11 protein-coding genes are annotated in these 15098 nt (G+C 61.4%); 2 read left to right on the forward strand and 9 right to left on the reverse strand.

Annotated features, from left to right (window positions below):
- Positions 1-18 precede the first annotated feature (18 nt).
- From CFE428DRAFT_RS18840 to coaD, 8 genes are all read right to left on the reverse strand, one after another.
- Positions 19-1143, reverse strand: a complete 1125-nt coding sequence (locus CFE428DRAFT_RS18840; RefSeq protein WP_006981211.1) for a glycoside hydrolase family 26 protein — start codon at positions 1141-1143, stop codon at positions 19-21.
- A gap of 143 nt (positions 1144-1286) precedes the next feature.
- Positions 1287-4865 carry a trifunctional glycoside hydrolase family 18/polysaccharide deacetylase/glycosyltransferase family 2 protein gene (locus CFE428DRAFT_RS18845; protein WP_006981212.1) on the reverse strand — a complete coding sequence of 1193 codons (3579 nt, stop codon included), beginning with the start codon at positions 4863-4865 and terminating at the stop codon, positions 1287-1289.
- Positions 4866-4915: 50 nt separating this feature from the next.
- A complete protein-coding gene (locus CFE428DRAFT_RS18850; protein ID WP_006981213.1) occupies positions 4916-5728 on the reverse strand; it encodes a TatD family hydrolase in 813 nt (270 codons plus the stop codon).
- Positions 5729-5737: 9 nt separating this feature from the next.
- Entirely contained in the window at positions 5738-6751 is a 1014-nt protein-coding gene (locus CFE428DRAFT_RS18855) for a beta-ketoacyl-ACP synthase III (protein ID WP_006981214.1), read from the reverse strand.
- On the reverse strand, positions 6717-7748 hold the full coding sequence (gene plsX / locus CFE428DRAFT_RS18860; protein ID WP_006981215.1) for a phosphate acyltransferase PlsX: 1032 nt from the start codon (positions 7746-7748) through the stop codon (positions 6717-6719). Before plsX ends, CFE428DRAFT_RS18855 begins: the two co-directional genes overlap by 35 nt.
- Positions 7749-7844: 96 nt before the next feature.
- The gene (gene rpmF, locus CFE428DRAFT_RS18865; protein ID WP_042725324.1) at positions 7845-8027 is read right to left on the reverse strand and encodes a 50S ribosomal protein L32; all 183 of its coding nucleotides are present in this window, start codon (positions 8025-8027) and stop codon (positions 7845-7847) included.
- 16 nt (positions 8028-8043) lie between these two features.
- Positions 8044-8505, reverse strand: a complete 462-nt coding sequence (locus CFE428DRAFT_RS18870; protein ID WP_006981217.1) for a YceD family protein — start codon at positions 8503-8505, stop codon at positions 8044-8046.
- 12 nt (positions 8506-8517) lie between these two features.
- Entirely contained in the window at positions 8518-9006 is a 489-nt protein-coding gene (gene coaD / locus CFE428DRAFT_RS18875) for a pantetheine-phosphate adenylyltransferase (protein ID WP_006981218.1), read from the reverse strand.
- Between the two features lie 337 nt (positions 9007-9343).
- Here coaD and CFE428DRAFT_RS18880 point away from each other — a divergent pair, with 337 nt between their 5' ends.
- Positions 9344-11404, forward strand: coding sequence for a beta strand repeat-containing protein (locus tag CFE428DRAFT_RS18880; RefSeq protein WP_042725325.1), 2061 nt, complete (start codon positions 9344-9346; stop codon positions 11402-11404).
- A 33-nt stretch (positions 11405-11437) separates the two neighbouring features.
- Positions 11438-11809 carry a hypothetical protein gene (locus tag CFE428DRAFT_RS18885; protein ID WP_042725326.1) on the forward strand — a complete coding sequence of 124 codons (372 nt, stop codon included), beginning with the start codon at positions 11438-11440 and terminating at the stop codon, positions 11807-11809.
- Here the strand turns inward: CFE428DRAFT_RS18885 and CFE428DRAFT_RS33990 are convergent.
- Entirely contained in the window at positions 11806-15072 is a 3267-nt protein-coding gene (locus CFE428DRAFT_RS33990) for a hybrid sensor histidine kinase/response regulator (protein WP_006981221.1), read from the reverse strand. The two genes, CFE428DRAFT_RS18885 and CFE428DRAFT_RS33990, sit on opposite strands and share 4 nt — an antisense overlap.
- Positions 15073-15098: the final 26 nt, after the last annotated feature.

A 15098-nucleotide genomic window follows, 5' to 3' on the forward strand; every position in this document is an offset into this window, starting at 1 on the left:
CTGTAAATACTAAATTGCCTACTTCGCCGGGACGATGATCGGCTTGTCGAGGTAGACGGGATCGGCGACGCCCTGGCGGTAGGCTTCGAGGGAGTCGGGGGAGGAATCGACGTGAAGGTTGCTGTAGCGGCCGTCTTCGTTCTGCCAGCGTTCGTGCCAGTAGACGCACGCCTTGACGTTCGGGTACTTCGGGCTCTTGAAGAGCCGGAAGGCGTCGCGGATCCAGTCACCTTTGCTGCCGAGTTTGGGGAATTCGCCGACTGACCATTCGCAGATCATCACCGGCTTGGTGGCGTCGATGCGGCGCAGCTCTTCGTAAGGCCAGTCGAGCAACGGGAAGAATTGCGTCCAGTCGTCGTCGGCAAATTGCGCGCCGTAAAGGCTGATGCCCATCCAGTCGACATAATCGGAACCGGGATAGTATTCCGCGGCGAGATTCCAGCCTTCCTGCGGCAGGGAGTAATTCATGAGGTGCAGCGCCCATTCGATGTTGGTCGCACCCTTGGCCCGCACGCGATCGACCACGTGACGATAGGCCTTTTTGAAAGTCTCGGGGCCTTCGAAACGCACGGGATTGGTGCCCGGCACCGGCTTGCTACCGCCGTAGAGTTTGCCGCTCCATGGGAACCACTCACCGTTCATTTCATTGGCGAAGGAGACGATGATGGGCGCACCATACTCGCGCGCCTTTTCCGCCCACATGTCGATATAGGCATCGTGCTCGCCGGCGATGATGCTGGTGAGGGAGAATTTATCCGGGCCGCGGCCTTCGATGTAAGGCTTGTCCCAGGGCGACCAGTAGACGAGGGGCACGGAATCGTGGCGGGCGATGAGCCGCAGGTTTTCCAGAGGGAAGGTGCCTTCGCCCCAGTAGCTGGAACTCGCGATGATGGCCTGGTGCTTGCCGACGAGCTTTTCGAATTGGTCGATTTGTTCGAGGGTGACGGAGTCTTCCTTGTCGCCCCAATCGATGTAGGCGCCGGTGTAGATGCCGTGTTGGGGGATGGCGAGATGCTGAAGCGGGTGGGGGGCTGGGCTAGAGGCGGATGTGGAGTTAGCCGCCGGAGTGGGAGAGGAAGGCGTTCGGGATGTGCGTGAGTCGCAGGCCGAAAAGAACGTGGAGATGGCGAAGGTTAGAAACATCCAACATCCAACATTGCCCCCGCGGCACCACGGGCGTCTCGCAAAGCCTCGGCTCAACATCCAACGTCCAATGAGCGTCCATCCACGCGCTTGCCCCATTGGATGTTGGGTGTTGGGTGTTGGATGTTGGATGTTCATCTCCGTCATACGCGGCTGGGAACGCTGGCGGTGCGTTCCAGTTTTCCCCAGGCGACAAACGCGCCCTTGAGCGCACGAGAGATGGAACGCCAGATGACCCAGGCGAGGACGGGGCGGTAGAAAAACCGCATGGGCAGAATGAGGAGGGAGCGGCGAAGACGCTCGCCGTCCATCCAGCAAGCGAGGGCGGCGAGGAAGAGATCGAGCCCGAGCACGATGACAAACCAGTACCAGATGCCGCGGGCATTTCCGAAGAGCAGTGAGTAGAGCAGAATCGCGTCGACCAACGGGGTGACGGCGACGAGCCCGATCTGCATGAACCAGATATTCGGCAGACTGAACCAACCGAGCGCACCGTAACGCGGGTTGAAGACCATGTCCCGGTGCTTCCACAGGCACTGCATGGTGCCAAACGCCCAGCGGGAACGTTGTTTCACCAACCCAATGGTCGTCTCCGGCGCTTCCGTCCAGGCGACGGCCTCGGGAGCGTATTCGATCCGATAACCGAGGCGATGCATCACCAGGGTGAGATCGGTGTCTTCCGCCAGCGTGTCGTCGGAAAATCCGCCGCCCGCCACGATGGCACTGCGGCGGAGGGCGCTGACCGCGCCGGGCACCACCGTGATGCAGTTCCACTCCGTGTAGGCGCGCCGATCGAGATTGAATCCGCAGATGTATTCCAGGCTCTGGCAGCTCGCGATAAACCTGCGGGCCAGCAAGGAAAGCGTGGCCCAGGTCGAGCCGGCCCACCAGCGCGAGAGGAACCCGGGGGAATTCGCGGAAGCAGACGATGCTCCCGAGGAATCGTGACCGGTCAGCAGATTGCCGACGCGGGCATTGCCGCTCACCGCGCCCACGAGCGGATGTTCGAGCGGTTGGACGAGGGCGGAGAGCGTGTGATGCTCGAACAAAGTGTCGGCGTCGAGAAAGGCCACGATCTCGTTGCGGGCGACGGTCACGCCGTGACGCAGGGCGCTGGCCTTGCCGCGATTCGGCTGCTGGATGAGCCGGATGCGCGGTTCCGCCGCCGCGAGCGCTTCCACCTTGGCTGCGGTATCGTCGCGCGATCCGTCATCCACGATAATGAGTTCGAGATCGCCCGTGTAGTCTGTATCGAGGACGGAACGCAGGGTCTTTTGAATGACTTTCCCCTCATTGAAGGCGGCGATGACCACGGAGACGGAGGGTTGAAATGTCGATTTGCTTACGATCTCGCCCCGGTGGTGCCGATGGGCCAGCCAGGCCACAAGTAGAGTGCGCAAGACTACCAGGCCGGTGGAGAAAATCATGAACGCCCAGAAAAATTCGACAATGCCGTGCCAGGTGCGGAAGCCGGTGCCGGTAACGAAGCGTTCCATCGATTGCTGCTTCGGATTGACCGGCGGCATCAGTTCGTCGCGGGGAATTTTCAGCAGTTCCGAAAGCGACACGATGCGGTCGCCGCGAGCCCGCAGGTAATCGATGATCTGCGGCAACGCGGCCAGCGTTTCCGAGCGGTCCCCGCCGGCATCATGCAGGAGAATAATGTTCCCTTCCTTCCGCAGATCTTTCACCCGCTGGACGATCTCGTCCGTGCCGGGCCGCGCCCAATCCTGGGGGTCGATCTTTTCCAGCACCACGGTGTAGCCGAGTTGTTTCTGGGCGAGACTCAACGGCGCGAGTTCGGCGATATCGGTGGGCGTGGAGTCGGCGTTATAGGGCGGACGGAAAAGCGTGGTGGAGCGGCCGGTGATGCTCTCGATGAGCCGTTGGGTGATCGTCAGTTCCAACTCCACCTGCCATTCGGACATCACCGCGAGGTTGCGGTGCGTGGTGGTGTGATTGCCGATCTCGTGCCCCTCCGCGACGATGCGGCGCACGAGGTCAGGGTAGTCCTCGCAATTCTTGCCCAGGAGGAAGAAGCAAGCCTTCACGCCTTTCTCGCGCAGAAGGTCGAGAATCCTGGGCGTCCATTCGGGGCTGGGACCATCGTCGAAAGTGATCGCGACCTCATGTTCGCCGCCCGCGCCCTTGTGAATGAGCGTGGGATATTTGGCAAAATCGGTGTAGCTCGCCCGCAACAGACCCTGGTGGACTTCCGCCAGCGTGGTGGCCTCGAAAGGATCATTCGGGTGAATGATCGGCAGACCAGTGGCATCGATGCTGACGACGCGGATTCCATTGTCGTGGGTGGTATCGACTTCCACGATTTCACCGCGACCGATGTTGGTGATGGTGTCGGTGGATTTGATGGAGCCCAGCGTCTTGAGCACGGCCGGCGTAGGCTGACCCTTGAGTTCCAGCACATCCCAGATTTGCGGATCCTCCGTGCCGAGGCGCCAAATGCCGACCCCTCCGAACTCTGCGGCCCGGGCCGCGCGGAGATGATTGTAGAAGGTGATGGCGTCGAGAAAACTGACGGTGTGATCGTGATTATTGTTCGGATCAAAATACCGGTATTGCCCGTTGTAGCTGGGCGGGGCGACGTCGGTGGACTTGCCGCTCGTGATCATGTCGAGACCGGCTTCGCTGGCGCGGCTCATCGCATCCTTGAAGGTGATCAGTTCCGTCTTCTTCGTCGTCGTATTCCAATCGTAGGCATAGGCGCCGAGGACGGCGATCCACTGATCCGGGTCCGCATACTCGACGATGACCTTCAGCCAGCCCTCGATCCAGGGTTGCGAGGCGATGGGGCCGGGCGGGTCGGTCTCGGAATTTTCGTCGTGCAGGGTGACGACGAACCGGTTGACGAAGGTTTCCAGCGCGGGGCGGTTGAACTTCACCCCGGGCTGCGCATCGGGATCGCCGAAGATGTGGAAGGTCTTGAAATCGTCGCCAGGTGAGACGGAAAACCACAGCTCCATCTTGGCCGCCTGCAGGGCATAGGCCATCTGCTGGAGGAAATCGGAATAGTCGTCGCGCTTGGCGGGATCGAGTTGCTGCCAGTCGATGATGACACCGCCGGCCTTGATGCGACGCAGCTCGGCGAGCAGATCGTGGATGAAGCGCGCCCGTTTATCGGCGGTGCCGGTGGCCAGGTTCTCGACGGCTTCCGGTTGCCAGGTATCGCCCTGCAGATTTTGCAGCAGGGGCATGAGGGTGAGACCGTGCGCGGCGGCGAAGGTCACGAGGCGCGGATTGGGCTCGATGACTAAATGGCTATCGGTGCCTTGCAGGCTGAACCATTCCGGAGCGATGTGGGTGAGGGAACCCGCGTGTTCTTCCAGCGAAGTGAGGCTGTTCGGATCCCAGTCGGAATAGTAAGCGAGACGGATTTCCCCCTTGGCGGCATTCTTCTTTCCCAACTGATGCCGGATATTGATCAACCGATCCTGCGCGGATTTGGATTCGCTGTAGAAGCGTTGCCAATTGATCGCGTGAGGATCGTCCCGCTCGGTGCTGCTGATGGCGGCATCGAGTTGGCGCTGCAACTTCACCACGGAAGGCGGCGCCTTGAGCTGCGGGTGGACGAGCAGCGTTTTGAAAAACCAGACGGTCGCGGCGATGACGAGAATCGCGAAGCACACCAGTACACGCCGCAAACGCGGCCAGCGTCGGCCGTGTGGATCTTGGAAAATGAATGCGCCGCGATCTGTCTCGCTCATCTCTTTCTATTCAACGAGTGCTCGAACGGACATGCACGCCTTTCCGTCGTTCAATTCGGATAGCGGAAAAACGCCGTGGCGTTGCGCGAAGTGCGCTCCGCGAGTGCCGCGAAGGATTCGCCCCGCAACAGCGCGACGTATTCGGCGGTCTGCCGGGTGTAGGCGGGCTCGCAGCGTTTGCCGCGATAGGGGACCGGGGCGAGGAACGGGCAATCCGTCTCGAACATGAACGATTCCGGCGGAATCTGCCGGGCGGTATCCTGTGCCTCGGCAGCATTCTTGAACGTGACGATGCCGGTGAAGGACATCATGTGGCCGAGCTCGAGAAGCACCCTGGCGTGCGCGGGCGATTTGCCGAAACAATGGTAAACGGCGCGCAGCTTTCCGGTGTAAGGGCGGAGAACGGCCAGCGTGTCGTCCCAGGCGTCGCGCTCGTGAATGACGATGTTGAGTCCAAGTTCGACCGCCAAATCGAGCTGCTGCTGAAAAACGGTCGCTTGCTTTGCCTTGATCGCGCGATCGCGCTCCGCCGCCGTGGGATCGTCGGGCGCCTGCTTTCCCGGCAGACGATAGTAATCGAGACCGGCTTCGCCGATGGCGACCACGCGCGGGTTCTGGGCGATCTGCCGCAGTTCGTCGATGCAATGGTCGCCGGCTTCGTCGGCGGAATTGGGATGGACGCCGACCACGGCATAGACCTGCGAATATTTCTCCGCCAAGGCCACCGCCTGCCGGCTGCCTTCAATGGTCGTGCCGATGGTGTTGATCCGCGTCACACCCGCGGCCTCGGCGCGCGCGAGAAGCGCGTCGAGGTCGTTTTCGAAATCAGGGAAATCGAGATGCGCGTGCGTGTCGAACAGCATGCGCAAAGCCTACCACTGGATGACCGAACTCGCCCACGTCAACCCGCCGCCGAAGACGACGAGCAATACATAGTCGCCCACCTTCATCCGCCCGGTGCGATTGGCTTCATCGAGGGCGATGGCCACCGCGGCGGCGCTGGTGTTGCCGTAGCGGTCGAGGTTGATCATGAAACGATCCATCGGCAGATCCATGCGATGGGCGATGGCTTCGATGATGCGCAGATTGGCCTGGTGCGGGATCACGCAGGCGAGATCCTTCGGGTCGAGATTGGCGTCGGCCAGGACCTTGTTCGTCGCATCGAGCATCGAGGTCACGGCGTGCTTGTAGGTCTCCTTGCCGTTCATCTTGATGCAATTGACCCGCGTATCGGCGTTTTCCTTGGTGATGGGGAAGCGCGAGCCGCCTCCCGGGATGTAGAGGATATCGCTCAGGCCGCCGTCGCTGGCCATGAAAGTGCTGACCACGCCGTGGCCACCGCCACGATGCCGGAGAACGGCCGCGCCGGCGCCGTCGCCAAAGAGCACGCAGGTGTTGCGGTCGCTCCAGTCGACGATCGAGCTGAGCTTTTCCGCGCCGATGACGAGGATGGTGTCGTAGGTGTGCGAGGTGATGAACTGCTGGGCGATCTCGATGGCGTAGAGGAAGCCCGAGCAGGCGGCGCTGACGTCGAAGCAGGCGGCATGTTTCGCGCCGATCTTCGATTGCACGAAGCAGGCGGTGCTGGGAAAAAACATGTCCGGTGTGACGGTCGCGACGAGGATGAGATCGACTTCCTCGGCAGTAATGCCGGCGTTTTCGAGGGCGTTGAGCCCGGCCTTGGCCGCCATGTCGCTGGTGAATTCGCCTTCCGCGGCGATGCGGCGTTCTTTGATGCCGGTGCGGGTGGTAATCCACTCGTCACTGGTTTCGACAAGCTTTTCGAGTTCGGCATTGGTCATGATCCGCTCAGGGACATAACTACCGGTGCCGATGATGGAGACAGTGCGCTTAGGCTGGTTGGGGCGCGTTCGAGGTTGAATCATGGGAGCGTTGCACGGCCTCAACGATGTGGGGGTTGAGTTGGTGCTGGATGGAGGAACAAGCGGCGCGCAGGGCGTTCTTGACGGCAACCGGGGAGCTGCCGCCGTGGGCGATGATGCAGATGCCATTGATGCCGAGGAGCGGCATGCCGCCGTATTCGTCAGCGTTGGTGACTTCGTGCACTGCCTTGAAGCCCGGCTTGCAGAGGAGCGCGCCGGCCTTGCGGATGGGGTTGGCGAGGAGTTCTCGCTTGAGGAGTCGGAAAATACTTTTGGCCAGCGCCTCGCTGGTCTTGAGGACGACGTTGCCGGTGAAGCCGTCGGCGACGACCACGTCCACCGCGCCTTCGAAAAGGTCGTGTCCTTCGACGTTGCCGTGAAAATTCAGGCCACTGTTTTTCAGCAAGCTGTGCGCGGCCAGGGTCAACGCGTCGCCTTTGAATTCCTCGGTGCCATTGGAGAGCAGGCCGACTTTGGGATTCGGACGTCCGAGGACATGCTCGCAATACGCCGCGGCCATGATGGCGTTGTCCTTGAGGTGTTGCGGCGTGGGATCGGGATTCGCGCCCGCATCGCAGAGAATAAAGTGCCGGCCATTCTCCGTGGGCATCATCGCCGTGATCGCTGGACGATCAATGCCCGGCAGCATGCGCAGCTTGATGGTGCAGGCGGCGACCGCCGCGCCCGTATTGCCCGCGCTGACCACCGCTTCGGCGGCGCCGGATTTGACGAGATCCACCGCGCGGCTGACCGAGGAATCCTTTTTCTTGCGCACCGCGTCGATGCCGCTGTCGTGCATCTCCACCACCTGCGTCGTGTGCACGATCTCGATGCGCGAGTCGTTGCAGCCCTGCTGTTTAAGCAAGGTCTCCAGCTGGGCGGTATCGCCCGTCAGGATGAGCTTGGAAATCTGTGGATACTCACGCAGCGCCAGAACGGCACCTTCGACGAGCGGCCGTGGGCCATCGTCGTGGCCCATGGCATCGAGCGCGATCTTCATGAGCGCATTTCGTGCGCGAGAAAAACTTTGTGCAAGTGTAAAAAGAAGCAGCCGCCCGCGTGTTGAAACGGGGCGGCTGGCTAAAAGGACTTGCGCTTAAAGGGCCTCGATGGTGAGGACCTGGCGGCCTTTGTAGTAGCCGCAGGAAGGGCAGGCGCGGTGCGACGGAATGGTGCTACCACACTGGCCACACTTGCTCAGTTGAGCGGCATGAAAGCGGTTGGCGGCCTTGCGCGTGCGCAGGCGCATCTTGGACATCTTGCGTTTTGGAACTCCCATATCAGTAAGTGGTAGGTTATTTAAGTTTAAGCTGATCCAGCGCGCCCCAAGCGTCGGGTTTCTCGGCGAGGGGTGCATCGGCGACCTCGGTTTTTGACCGATAGGATACGCCCGGGCACACTCTCTTGCCGTTCCAGTCGCAGTGCGGGTGGGGCGGAAGGGCGAGCAAGATGTCTTCCCTTACCGGTTCTGTCAAGTCCACCATTTCAGAACCTGTTAATTCGATCTGGCAGGCGAATCCCGGCACCCGCAGCGGGTATTGAAAACGCTCCAGGCAGCCCACGCATTGCAGATCCAGGTCCACGCCGAGCTGGCCGGTGGCAAAGAGGCCCCCATCACTCAGACCCACATCGAGGGAATACTGAATATCGCTCACCGGCCGGACGTTGCTTTCCTCCCTCAGGTCGAGGATTTTGCTGGGGTCCGTTCCTTCGAAATGCCGCCCCTCCGTCGGGATTTGGTTCAGATGGATTTTCATAAAAGAGCCTTTTTAGCCGTTGGACGTCGCGAATTTCTCCCGCAACGCCTTGGCCACAGATACTGGCACAAATGAGCTGACATCGCCACCCAGTCGGGCGATTTCCTTCACAATCCGGGAGCTGAGATACGTATATTTCTCGGCCGGCATGAGAAAGATCGTCTCAATCTGCGGCTCGAGCTTGCGGTTCATCAGGGCCATCTGGAACTCGAATTCGAAATCCGAAACCGCCCGCAATCCGCGCACCACGGCGGTGGCCTGCTCCCGGCGGGCGAAGTCCATTAGCAGCCCATCAAACCGGGCAATGCGGATATTCGGCTTCGTGCCCGAAGCTTCCTGAAGGAGGGAAACGCGTTCTTCGGCGGAGAAAAGTCCCTGCTTCTGATCGTTGAAAGCGACCGCGACGACGACCTCATCGAAAAGGGTCGCCGCACGGTTGATGACGTCGAGGTGACCATTGGTGATGGGGTCGAAGCTGCCGGGGTAAATAACGCGTCTCACGGTGCCGAGCGTGCCGAGCGAGGGGCAATTAATGAAGAGGAATTTTTGAATGAAGGAGGGAGGTCCAAACAGAGCGGTTGGGCGAAAAAATGGCCGAAACTGTCGACTGTAAACTACGTGGCGTATAAATACCTACAAAAATGTAAGTATATCCTTGTGTTAGTTTAAACAAATATGGCAAACGCGCGGCACTATGAAGAAGAACAACGGGCGGTGTTCGACTACGGTGGGGTGCTGGGGCAGTCGCCTCGGCATTGGCGAAAAGATATGTACTGGGACGATTAGGACGGTCCTTGCCAGCCTCCGGATTCTTACGGTCTGGGCTGGCCTGACCGGTTTGCGTCTCCACGCTCAGCAGCCGGAGCTTTTGGATTGGGGCGCCAATGGCTCCGGTTTTCCCGGCGGCGGATCGGGAACGTGGGACACGAGCAGCTCGAATTGGGTGATCGACGGGAGAACCACCTATCAAGCGTGGCCGAACAACGATGCCGATACCTACGCCACTTTCGGAGGCACCGCGGGGGCGGTCACCCTTCAATCCGGCATCGTGGTCAATAGCCTGGTCTTCAATACCGACGGCTATATCGTCAACGCGGGTTCGGGGTCGCTCGCCCTGAAAAATTCGAGTACCAACTTCGGAGCCAACGTGACAGTTTCCTATACGGGACAGACCGCCATCATCAATGCTCCGATCACTGGCTCCTCGCTCGCTCAGTTGACGTTGTTCGGCGCTGGGACGCTGAATCTGACGGGGGCCAATACTTTCACGGCGTCCGGCGGTATTTCCATCCAAGGCGACGGCGCACTCAAAATCTCCTCCGCCACCGGCTCTTTGGATCCGAGCACCAACCTGTTTTTCGGTGTTACTCCCGGAACCGCCGGCTCCGGCGGTTCGGGCAGTTTTATCTACGATAACACGGGCGCGACCGGCGCCTCCGCCCAAAGTCTCGCCAGCGTTTCGATTTCGGCGGGCGATGCCACCATTCAGACCAATCGCGTCGCGGCACAAACTGTGTCGCTTACTTTTGGTTCTGAAACGCGCGTGCCCGGAGCCGCGGCAAACTTCGTGGCCAATGGCGGTGTCACCGGCACGGACAACCTCATCTCGATCACCGGGCATGCCAGCGGATTTATCGATCAGGGCTCCTTCTTTGGCGGCAGCGCCTATGCCTGGTATGACTCCGGCGGATTTGTGCGGGGGATCAAATACGGGGTGGACAGCGGGACAATCACTTCCGCGGGTGGCACCAGCGTCGCGTCGACGGCTCAAGTTCAGGTCACCGGCGCGATCACCGCGCAAGTCACGGCCACCTTCACCACGCTGAACCTGAGCGGGGGAAACAACTTTGCGATCGGCAGCAGTTCCACGTTGACGGTTAACGGCATCCTCAAGTCCGGCAATAACTCGGCGACGATAAGCGGGGGCACGATCAAACCGGGGAGCGGCAAGGAGCTCATCATTCGCGCGGATCAGGCAAGCGATGCGCTCACCATCAGCTCGGCGATAGCCGCGAACGGAGCCAACGCGTTGATCAAGAGCGGAGCGGGGACGTTGACGCTTTCGGGCTCCGACGCGTTGACCGGAAAGACCTATGTGGATGGCGGCATCTTGAGCGTCGCGGCCCTCACGAGTCTGCCCAGCGGAACGGTGCAAATCCAAGGCGGCGCTTTGCAATACACCGGCGCCACGGCGAGTACCACGCGCGTATTGAATGTGGGCTTCGGGGGCGGGGCCATCGCGGTGACTCAAGCGGCGACGAGTTTGACTCTTTCGGGAGTCGCCACGGGAGCCAACACCGGCCGGGCGACGGACGCCCTGCTCAAGAATGGCGCTGGGACACTCATTTTAAGTGGCAACAGCGATAACAGCGGTCTCTTTGTGACCGTCAATGCCGGCATTTTGCAAATGGCCAAGACGAGCGGTATCTTCAAACACGCCGTCAGCAGCTTGGTGATCAACAATGGCGGGACGGCGCAGCTTGCCGGCACGGGCGGCGATCAAATTTACGACAACGCGGATGTCGTGGTGAACAGCGGCGGCACGCTCGATTTCAACGGCAAGAGCGAAGGCTTCGACGGCTTGAGTGGCGCTGGGACGGTAACCAACACGGCCGCCACAACGTCGACCTTGACGGTCGGCCTGAACGGCAACATTTCGGCTAATGCGATGGATGCGTTTGCGGGACGGATCACCGATGGCGTGGGGAAAATGGCGCTCTTCAAGATCGCCTCCGGCACCCAGTCCCTCGCTGGCGCCAGCACTTACTCGGGTGGCACCACCATTCAGGGCGGCACGTTGCTGGTCGCGAACACGACCGGCTCCGCCCACCGGCACCGTTTTCGTGGAATGTGCAGTCGGGGACGCTCGGCGGGACGGGGACCGTCGGTGGTCCTCTGACTATCGAAGAGCGGGGGCGGCCCTCGCTTCCGAGTGCGACCACCTTTCGCCGCGACGGCCGGCATCAACCTGATGAGCGGCGCCCAGTTAGTTTTCAATCTCGGCCTCGATCGCGTGACAGATACCGGCGGTCTGACGCTGGGAAACACGATCAACCTGACTTTGACCGGCTTCGGAGCAGGGACCTATGACCTCATCGACTACACCGGTGCGCTGACCGATAACTCTGCGAACTTCAGCGGCTGGACGGTGACCGGGCTTCCCACCGGCTATACGGCAAATTTCGTGGTGACATCATCCGCGCTCCAGGTGCAGGTCATACCGGAGGCCAATCCCGGGCTGCTCCTTGCGCTGGGTGCTGTGGGAATGGGATGCCGGCGCCCGTTTCGTCGGTTGAGAGCCTAGTGGGGTGATTTCAGATTCTTCTGAATTACGCGCAGGAATTCATCGAGCTTGTACGGCTTGGTGAGATAGCCGGCGGCGCCGAGTCGCAGCAGGTGCTCGATGCGCTCGCCCATGGCATCCGCGCTGACCATGATGACCGGAATGTGGCGAACGGCGGCATCGGATTTCAAGCGATGCAGCACTTCGTCGCCGGTCATGTCCGGCAGATTCAGGTCGAGAAGAATGAGATCGGGTTGCTGCGAGCGGGCGAGTTCGAGACCGGTGTTGCCCAGCGTCGCGGTGATGAGGCGATACTGGGGGCGCGGGTTGAGGATGCGCTCGACCAGTCGCAGGTTGAGATCCTGATCTTCGATGTAGAGCAACGTGTGGCGACCATCGGTCACGGGAACGGGCGGCGGCGCCGGCTCTGCGGCGACCGAAATGGCGACGGGTGAGGGTTCTTCCATGGGTGAAATTTCATCGGCACGGGGCAGGGTGAGCCAGAAGGTACTGCCTTCGCCCACGCGGCTTTCCACGTGGAGTTCGCCGTGCAGCGCATTGACGATGCCGCGCGAAAGCGCCAGGCCGATCCCGGAGCCTTCGATGTCCGTGGATTCCGCGCCGAGCCGTTCGAAAGGCAGGAACAGCCGCGAGAGTTTTTCGGGCTCAATGCCGCGACCGGTGTCCGCGATGGTGATGCGGATGCGCGGGCCATCCACCCGATAGCTGACCGTGACGCGACCGTTGATACGATTGTATTTCACCGCGTTGGAAAGGATGTTGTACATCACCTGATGCACGCGCTGGCGATCCGCGAGCACCTGGAGCGGCGGCATTTCGGCCGTGGCCGGTTCCAGGGTTACGGGGATGACGTGCCGCGTGGCCAGTGGTTGTATGCTCTCGATTGCCTCGCTGAGGAAGCCGTGGACTTCGATCGGCTCCGGCGAAAGGGCAAAGCGGCCGGCGTCGATGCGCGAGATATCGAGCACTTCATTGATGAGCGAGAGCAGGTGTTTCCCGGCGCGCGAGACGTGTTCGACGCTTTCGGCCAGGCTCGGCCCGAGGGTCTCCGTTTCCATGAGCTGGGTGAAACCGAGAATGGCATTGAGCGGCGTGCGCAGTTCGTGGCTCATGCGCGAGAGGAATTCGGTTTTCGCCCGGCTGGCGAGTTCCGCCTGCTCGCGGGCCTGGCGGATACTTTCCTCCGCCCGTTCCCGCTGGATGGCGGCGGTGAGGACGTTGGCCACCGATTGGAGAAAGTGGGCATCGTCCTGGGCGAAGGCCCGCGCAGCCATGGTGAAGGCGGCGAGCACGCCGAGCGGTCCTTCGGATCCCTTTACCGCCACGCTGATGCCGCTCTTGAGCCGGGCATCGAGCACCGCCCTGGAGGTGGTAAAGCGTTTCTCGGCGGCGATATCGTTGACGATGACCGGCTCGCCCGCCAGCAAGGTGTAGCCGGCCTGGGAGCCGCGTCCCACGGAGATGCGATTGCCGGTGGAGTTCGGAGGCCAGCCGGCTTGAGAGCGGACGACCAGGTCCTTGCCATCGCGGGTCAGGGCGAGCAGCGAACAGCAGTCGACGCGCAGGACGTTCTGAACCAATTTCATGGCCTCGTCCATGAGCTTGCCCAGCGCCAGGCCGGAGAGCGCACGTTGACCGAGCTGCGCCACCGCTTCCTGCTGGCGGGCGCGATCTTCAATGACGGCGGAGGCGCGAGCCAGCTCCGCCGTGCGCTCGACGACCCGCTGCTCCAGCGTTTCCTGGCTCTGGGTGAGCGCTTCCTGCGCCCAGTGCCGCGCCGTGACATCGGCAAAAAAGCCGACCATGCGTCCGATCTGTCCGCGGCGGTCGAGGAAGAAATAGCCCTTGGCCTCGACGTAGATGTAGCCCGCGTTCTTGGGCCGGAGGCGAAACTCGAGGTGGAAGGGATCGCGCGTATTGATGACCCGCTGCACCTGGTCGTCGAAGATCGGGAGATCCGCCGGGTGAATCAATTGCCGGAACCGCTCCAGGCCACCGGCCATCTCGGCGATGGTGTAACCGAGCACGCGTTCCATGTCGCCGGCATAGGTCACTTCGTTGGTATACGAGTTCCAGTCGAAGAGCACCTGGCCGCTGGCGCGAATGGCCGCGTCGTAGCGGTTGGCCCACTCGATGCGCTCGACTTCGTCCCGCTTCCGCTCGCTGAGGTCCCGAATAATCGTGGAAAGGAACTCCACCTCACCATCCGTGCCCCGATGGGAAAGCAACACCTGGGAAATGGGAATTTCCCGTCCGTCGTGATTCTTCAAAGCATTTTCCCCGCGCCAATAACCGTCGCGTATGGCTGTGGGAATCGCTTCCTTCATCAGGATTTCGTTGGCCCAGTCGGGATGGTTGGCCGTGAGGTGAAAATCCAGCGGCTCGTTCGGGTCGATGCCGATCATCTTCCGGCCCGCGGCGTTGATATAAAAGGGGTGGCCATCCACGGTGGCCATGCCGACGTAGTCCGTGGTGGCCTCGAGGATGCGAATGAGCCGCGCCTGGGCCTCCTCGGCTTTGCGGCGATTGGTAATGTCCCGCGAAGCGACCAGCAGGCGGATGATCTGCCCGGTCGCATCGCGCATCAGGCAGGCGCGGCTGTCGAGCGTGACGTAGTTATCCTCGCGATCGCGGATGCGGTATTCGTAGGAAAGCCGGGTCGCGCCGGTTTTCATCGCCTCTTCGTAAATGTGCAGGATGCGCTCGATATCGTCGGGATGGGCATGCTGCCGCCACCAGGCGTGCGCGGCATGATATTCTGCCGGCGCCTCGCCGAGGAGTTCGATGAAGGCGGCGTTGTAAACGACGTGATTGATGCGCAAATCCCAGTCCCACACCATGTCGTGCGTGACCTGGCTGAGCAATTCGACCGGTTGCGCGGTAGCGCTCGCCGTGGGTGGCCGGTCGCTGATGTCCGTCAGTACGCTCATCAGGCCGCTGAAGACGCCCTTCGGGCCGAAGATGGGCGAGCTGTGTTCGGTGACCCGCCGGTAATCGCCGAGGTCGTTGCGCCGGCGATATTCGATGGCAAAACCCTGGTGCGCCTGGAGGGCGTTGCGGATCGTATCGGCGTACGATTCCTTCTCCTCCTCGTGGACCGAAGCGAACCAATCCCTCGCCAGGGTCACGGGACTTTCGTATCCGGCGAAGGCGAGGGTTGCCTTGTTGAAATAGGCCGCCGCTCCGCTCGGTTCCACGACCCAGACCATCATCGGCAGGTCGTCGAACGTCCGCGGGTCAAACTGGATTTTATCCAGCTTCATGCGGGCCTTGATGTGGACGGCGAGGA

It is taken from the genome of Chthoniobacter flavus Ellin428 (assembly GCF_000173075.1).
GTDB classification, from domain to species: domain Bacteria; phylum Verrucomicrobiota; class Verrucomicrobiia; order Chthoniobacterales; family Chthoniobacteraceae; genus Chthoniobacter; species Chthoniobacter flavus.

What these genes read in the sequence shown, in the direction of transcription:
- CFE428DRAFT_RS18840 (WP_006981211.1), bottom strand. Translation starts at nt 1,143, where the DNA reads ATGTTTCTAACCTTCGCCATCTCCACGTTCTTTTCGGCCTGCGACTCA.
- CFE428DRAFT_RS18845 (WP_006981212.1), bottom strand. Translation starts at nt 4,865, where the DNA reads ATGAGCGAGACAGATCGCGGCGCATTCATTTTCCAAGATCCACACGGC.
- CFE428DRAFT_RS18850 (WP_006981213.1), bottom strand. Translation starts at nt 5,728, where the DNA reads ATGCTGTTCGACACGCACGCGCATCTCGATTTCCCTGATTTCGAAAAC.
- CFE428DRAFT_RS18855 (WP_006981214.1), bottom strand. Translation starts at nt 6,751, where the DNA reads ATGATTCAACCTCGAACGCGCCCCAACCAGCCTAAGCGCACTGTCTCC.
- plsX (WP_006981215.1), bottom strand. Translation starts at nt 7,748, where the DNA reads ATGAAGATCGCGCTCGATGCCATGGGCCACGACGATGGCCCACGGCCG.
- rpmF (WP_042725324.1), bottom strand. Translation starts at nt 8,027, where the DNA reads ATGGGAGTTCCAAAACGCAAGATGTCCAAGATGCGCCTGCGCACGCGC.
- CFE428DRAFT_RS18870 (WP_006981217.1), bottom strand. Translation starts at nt 8,505, where the DNA reads ATGAAAATCCATCTGAACCAAATCCCGACGGAGGGGCGGCATTTCGAA.
- CFE428DRAFT_RS33990 (WP_006981221.1), bottom strand. Translation starts at nt 15,072, where the DNA reads ATGAAGCTGGATAAAATCCAGTTTGACCCGCGGACGTTCGACGACCTG.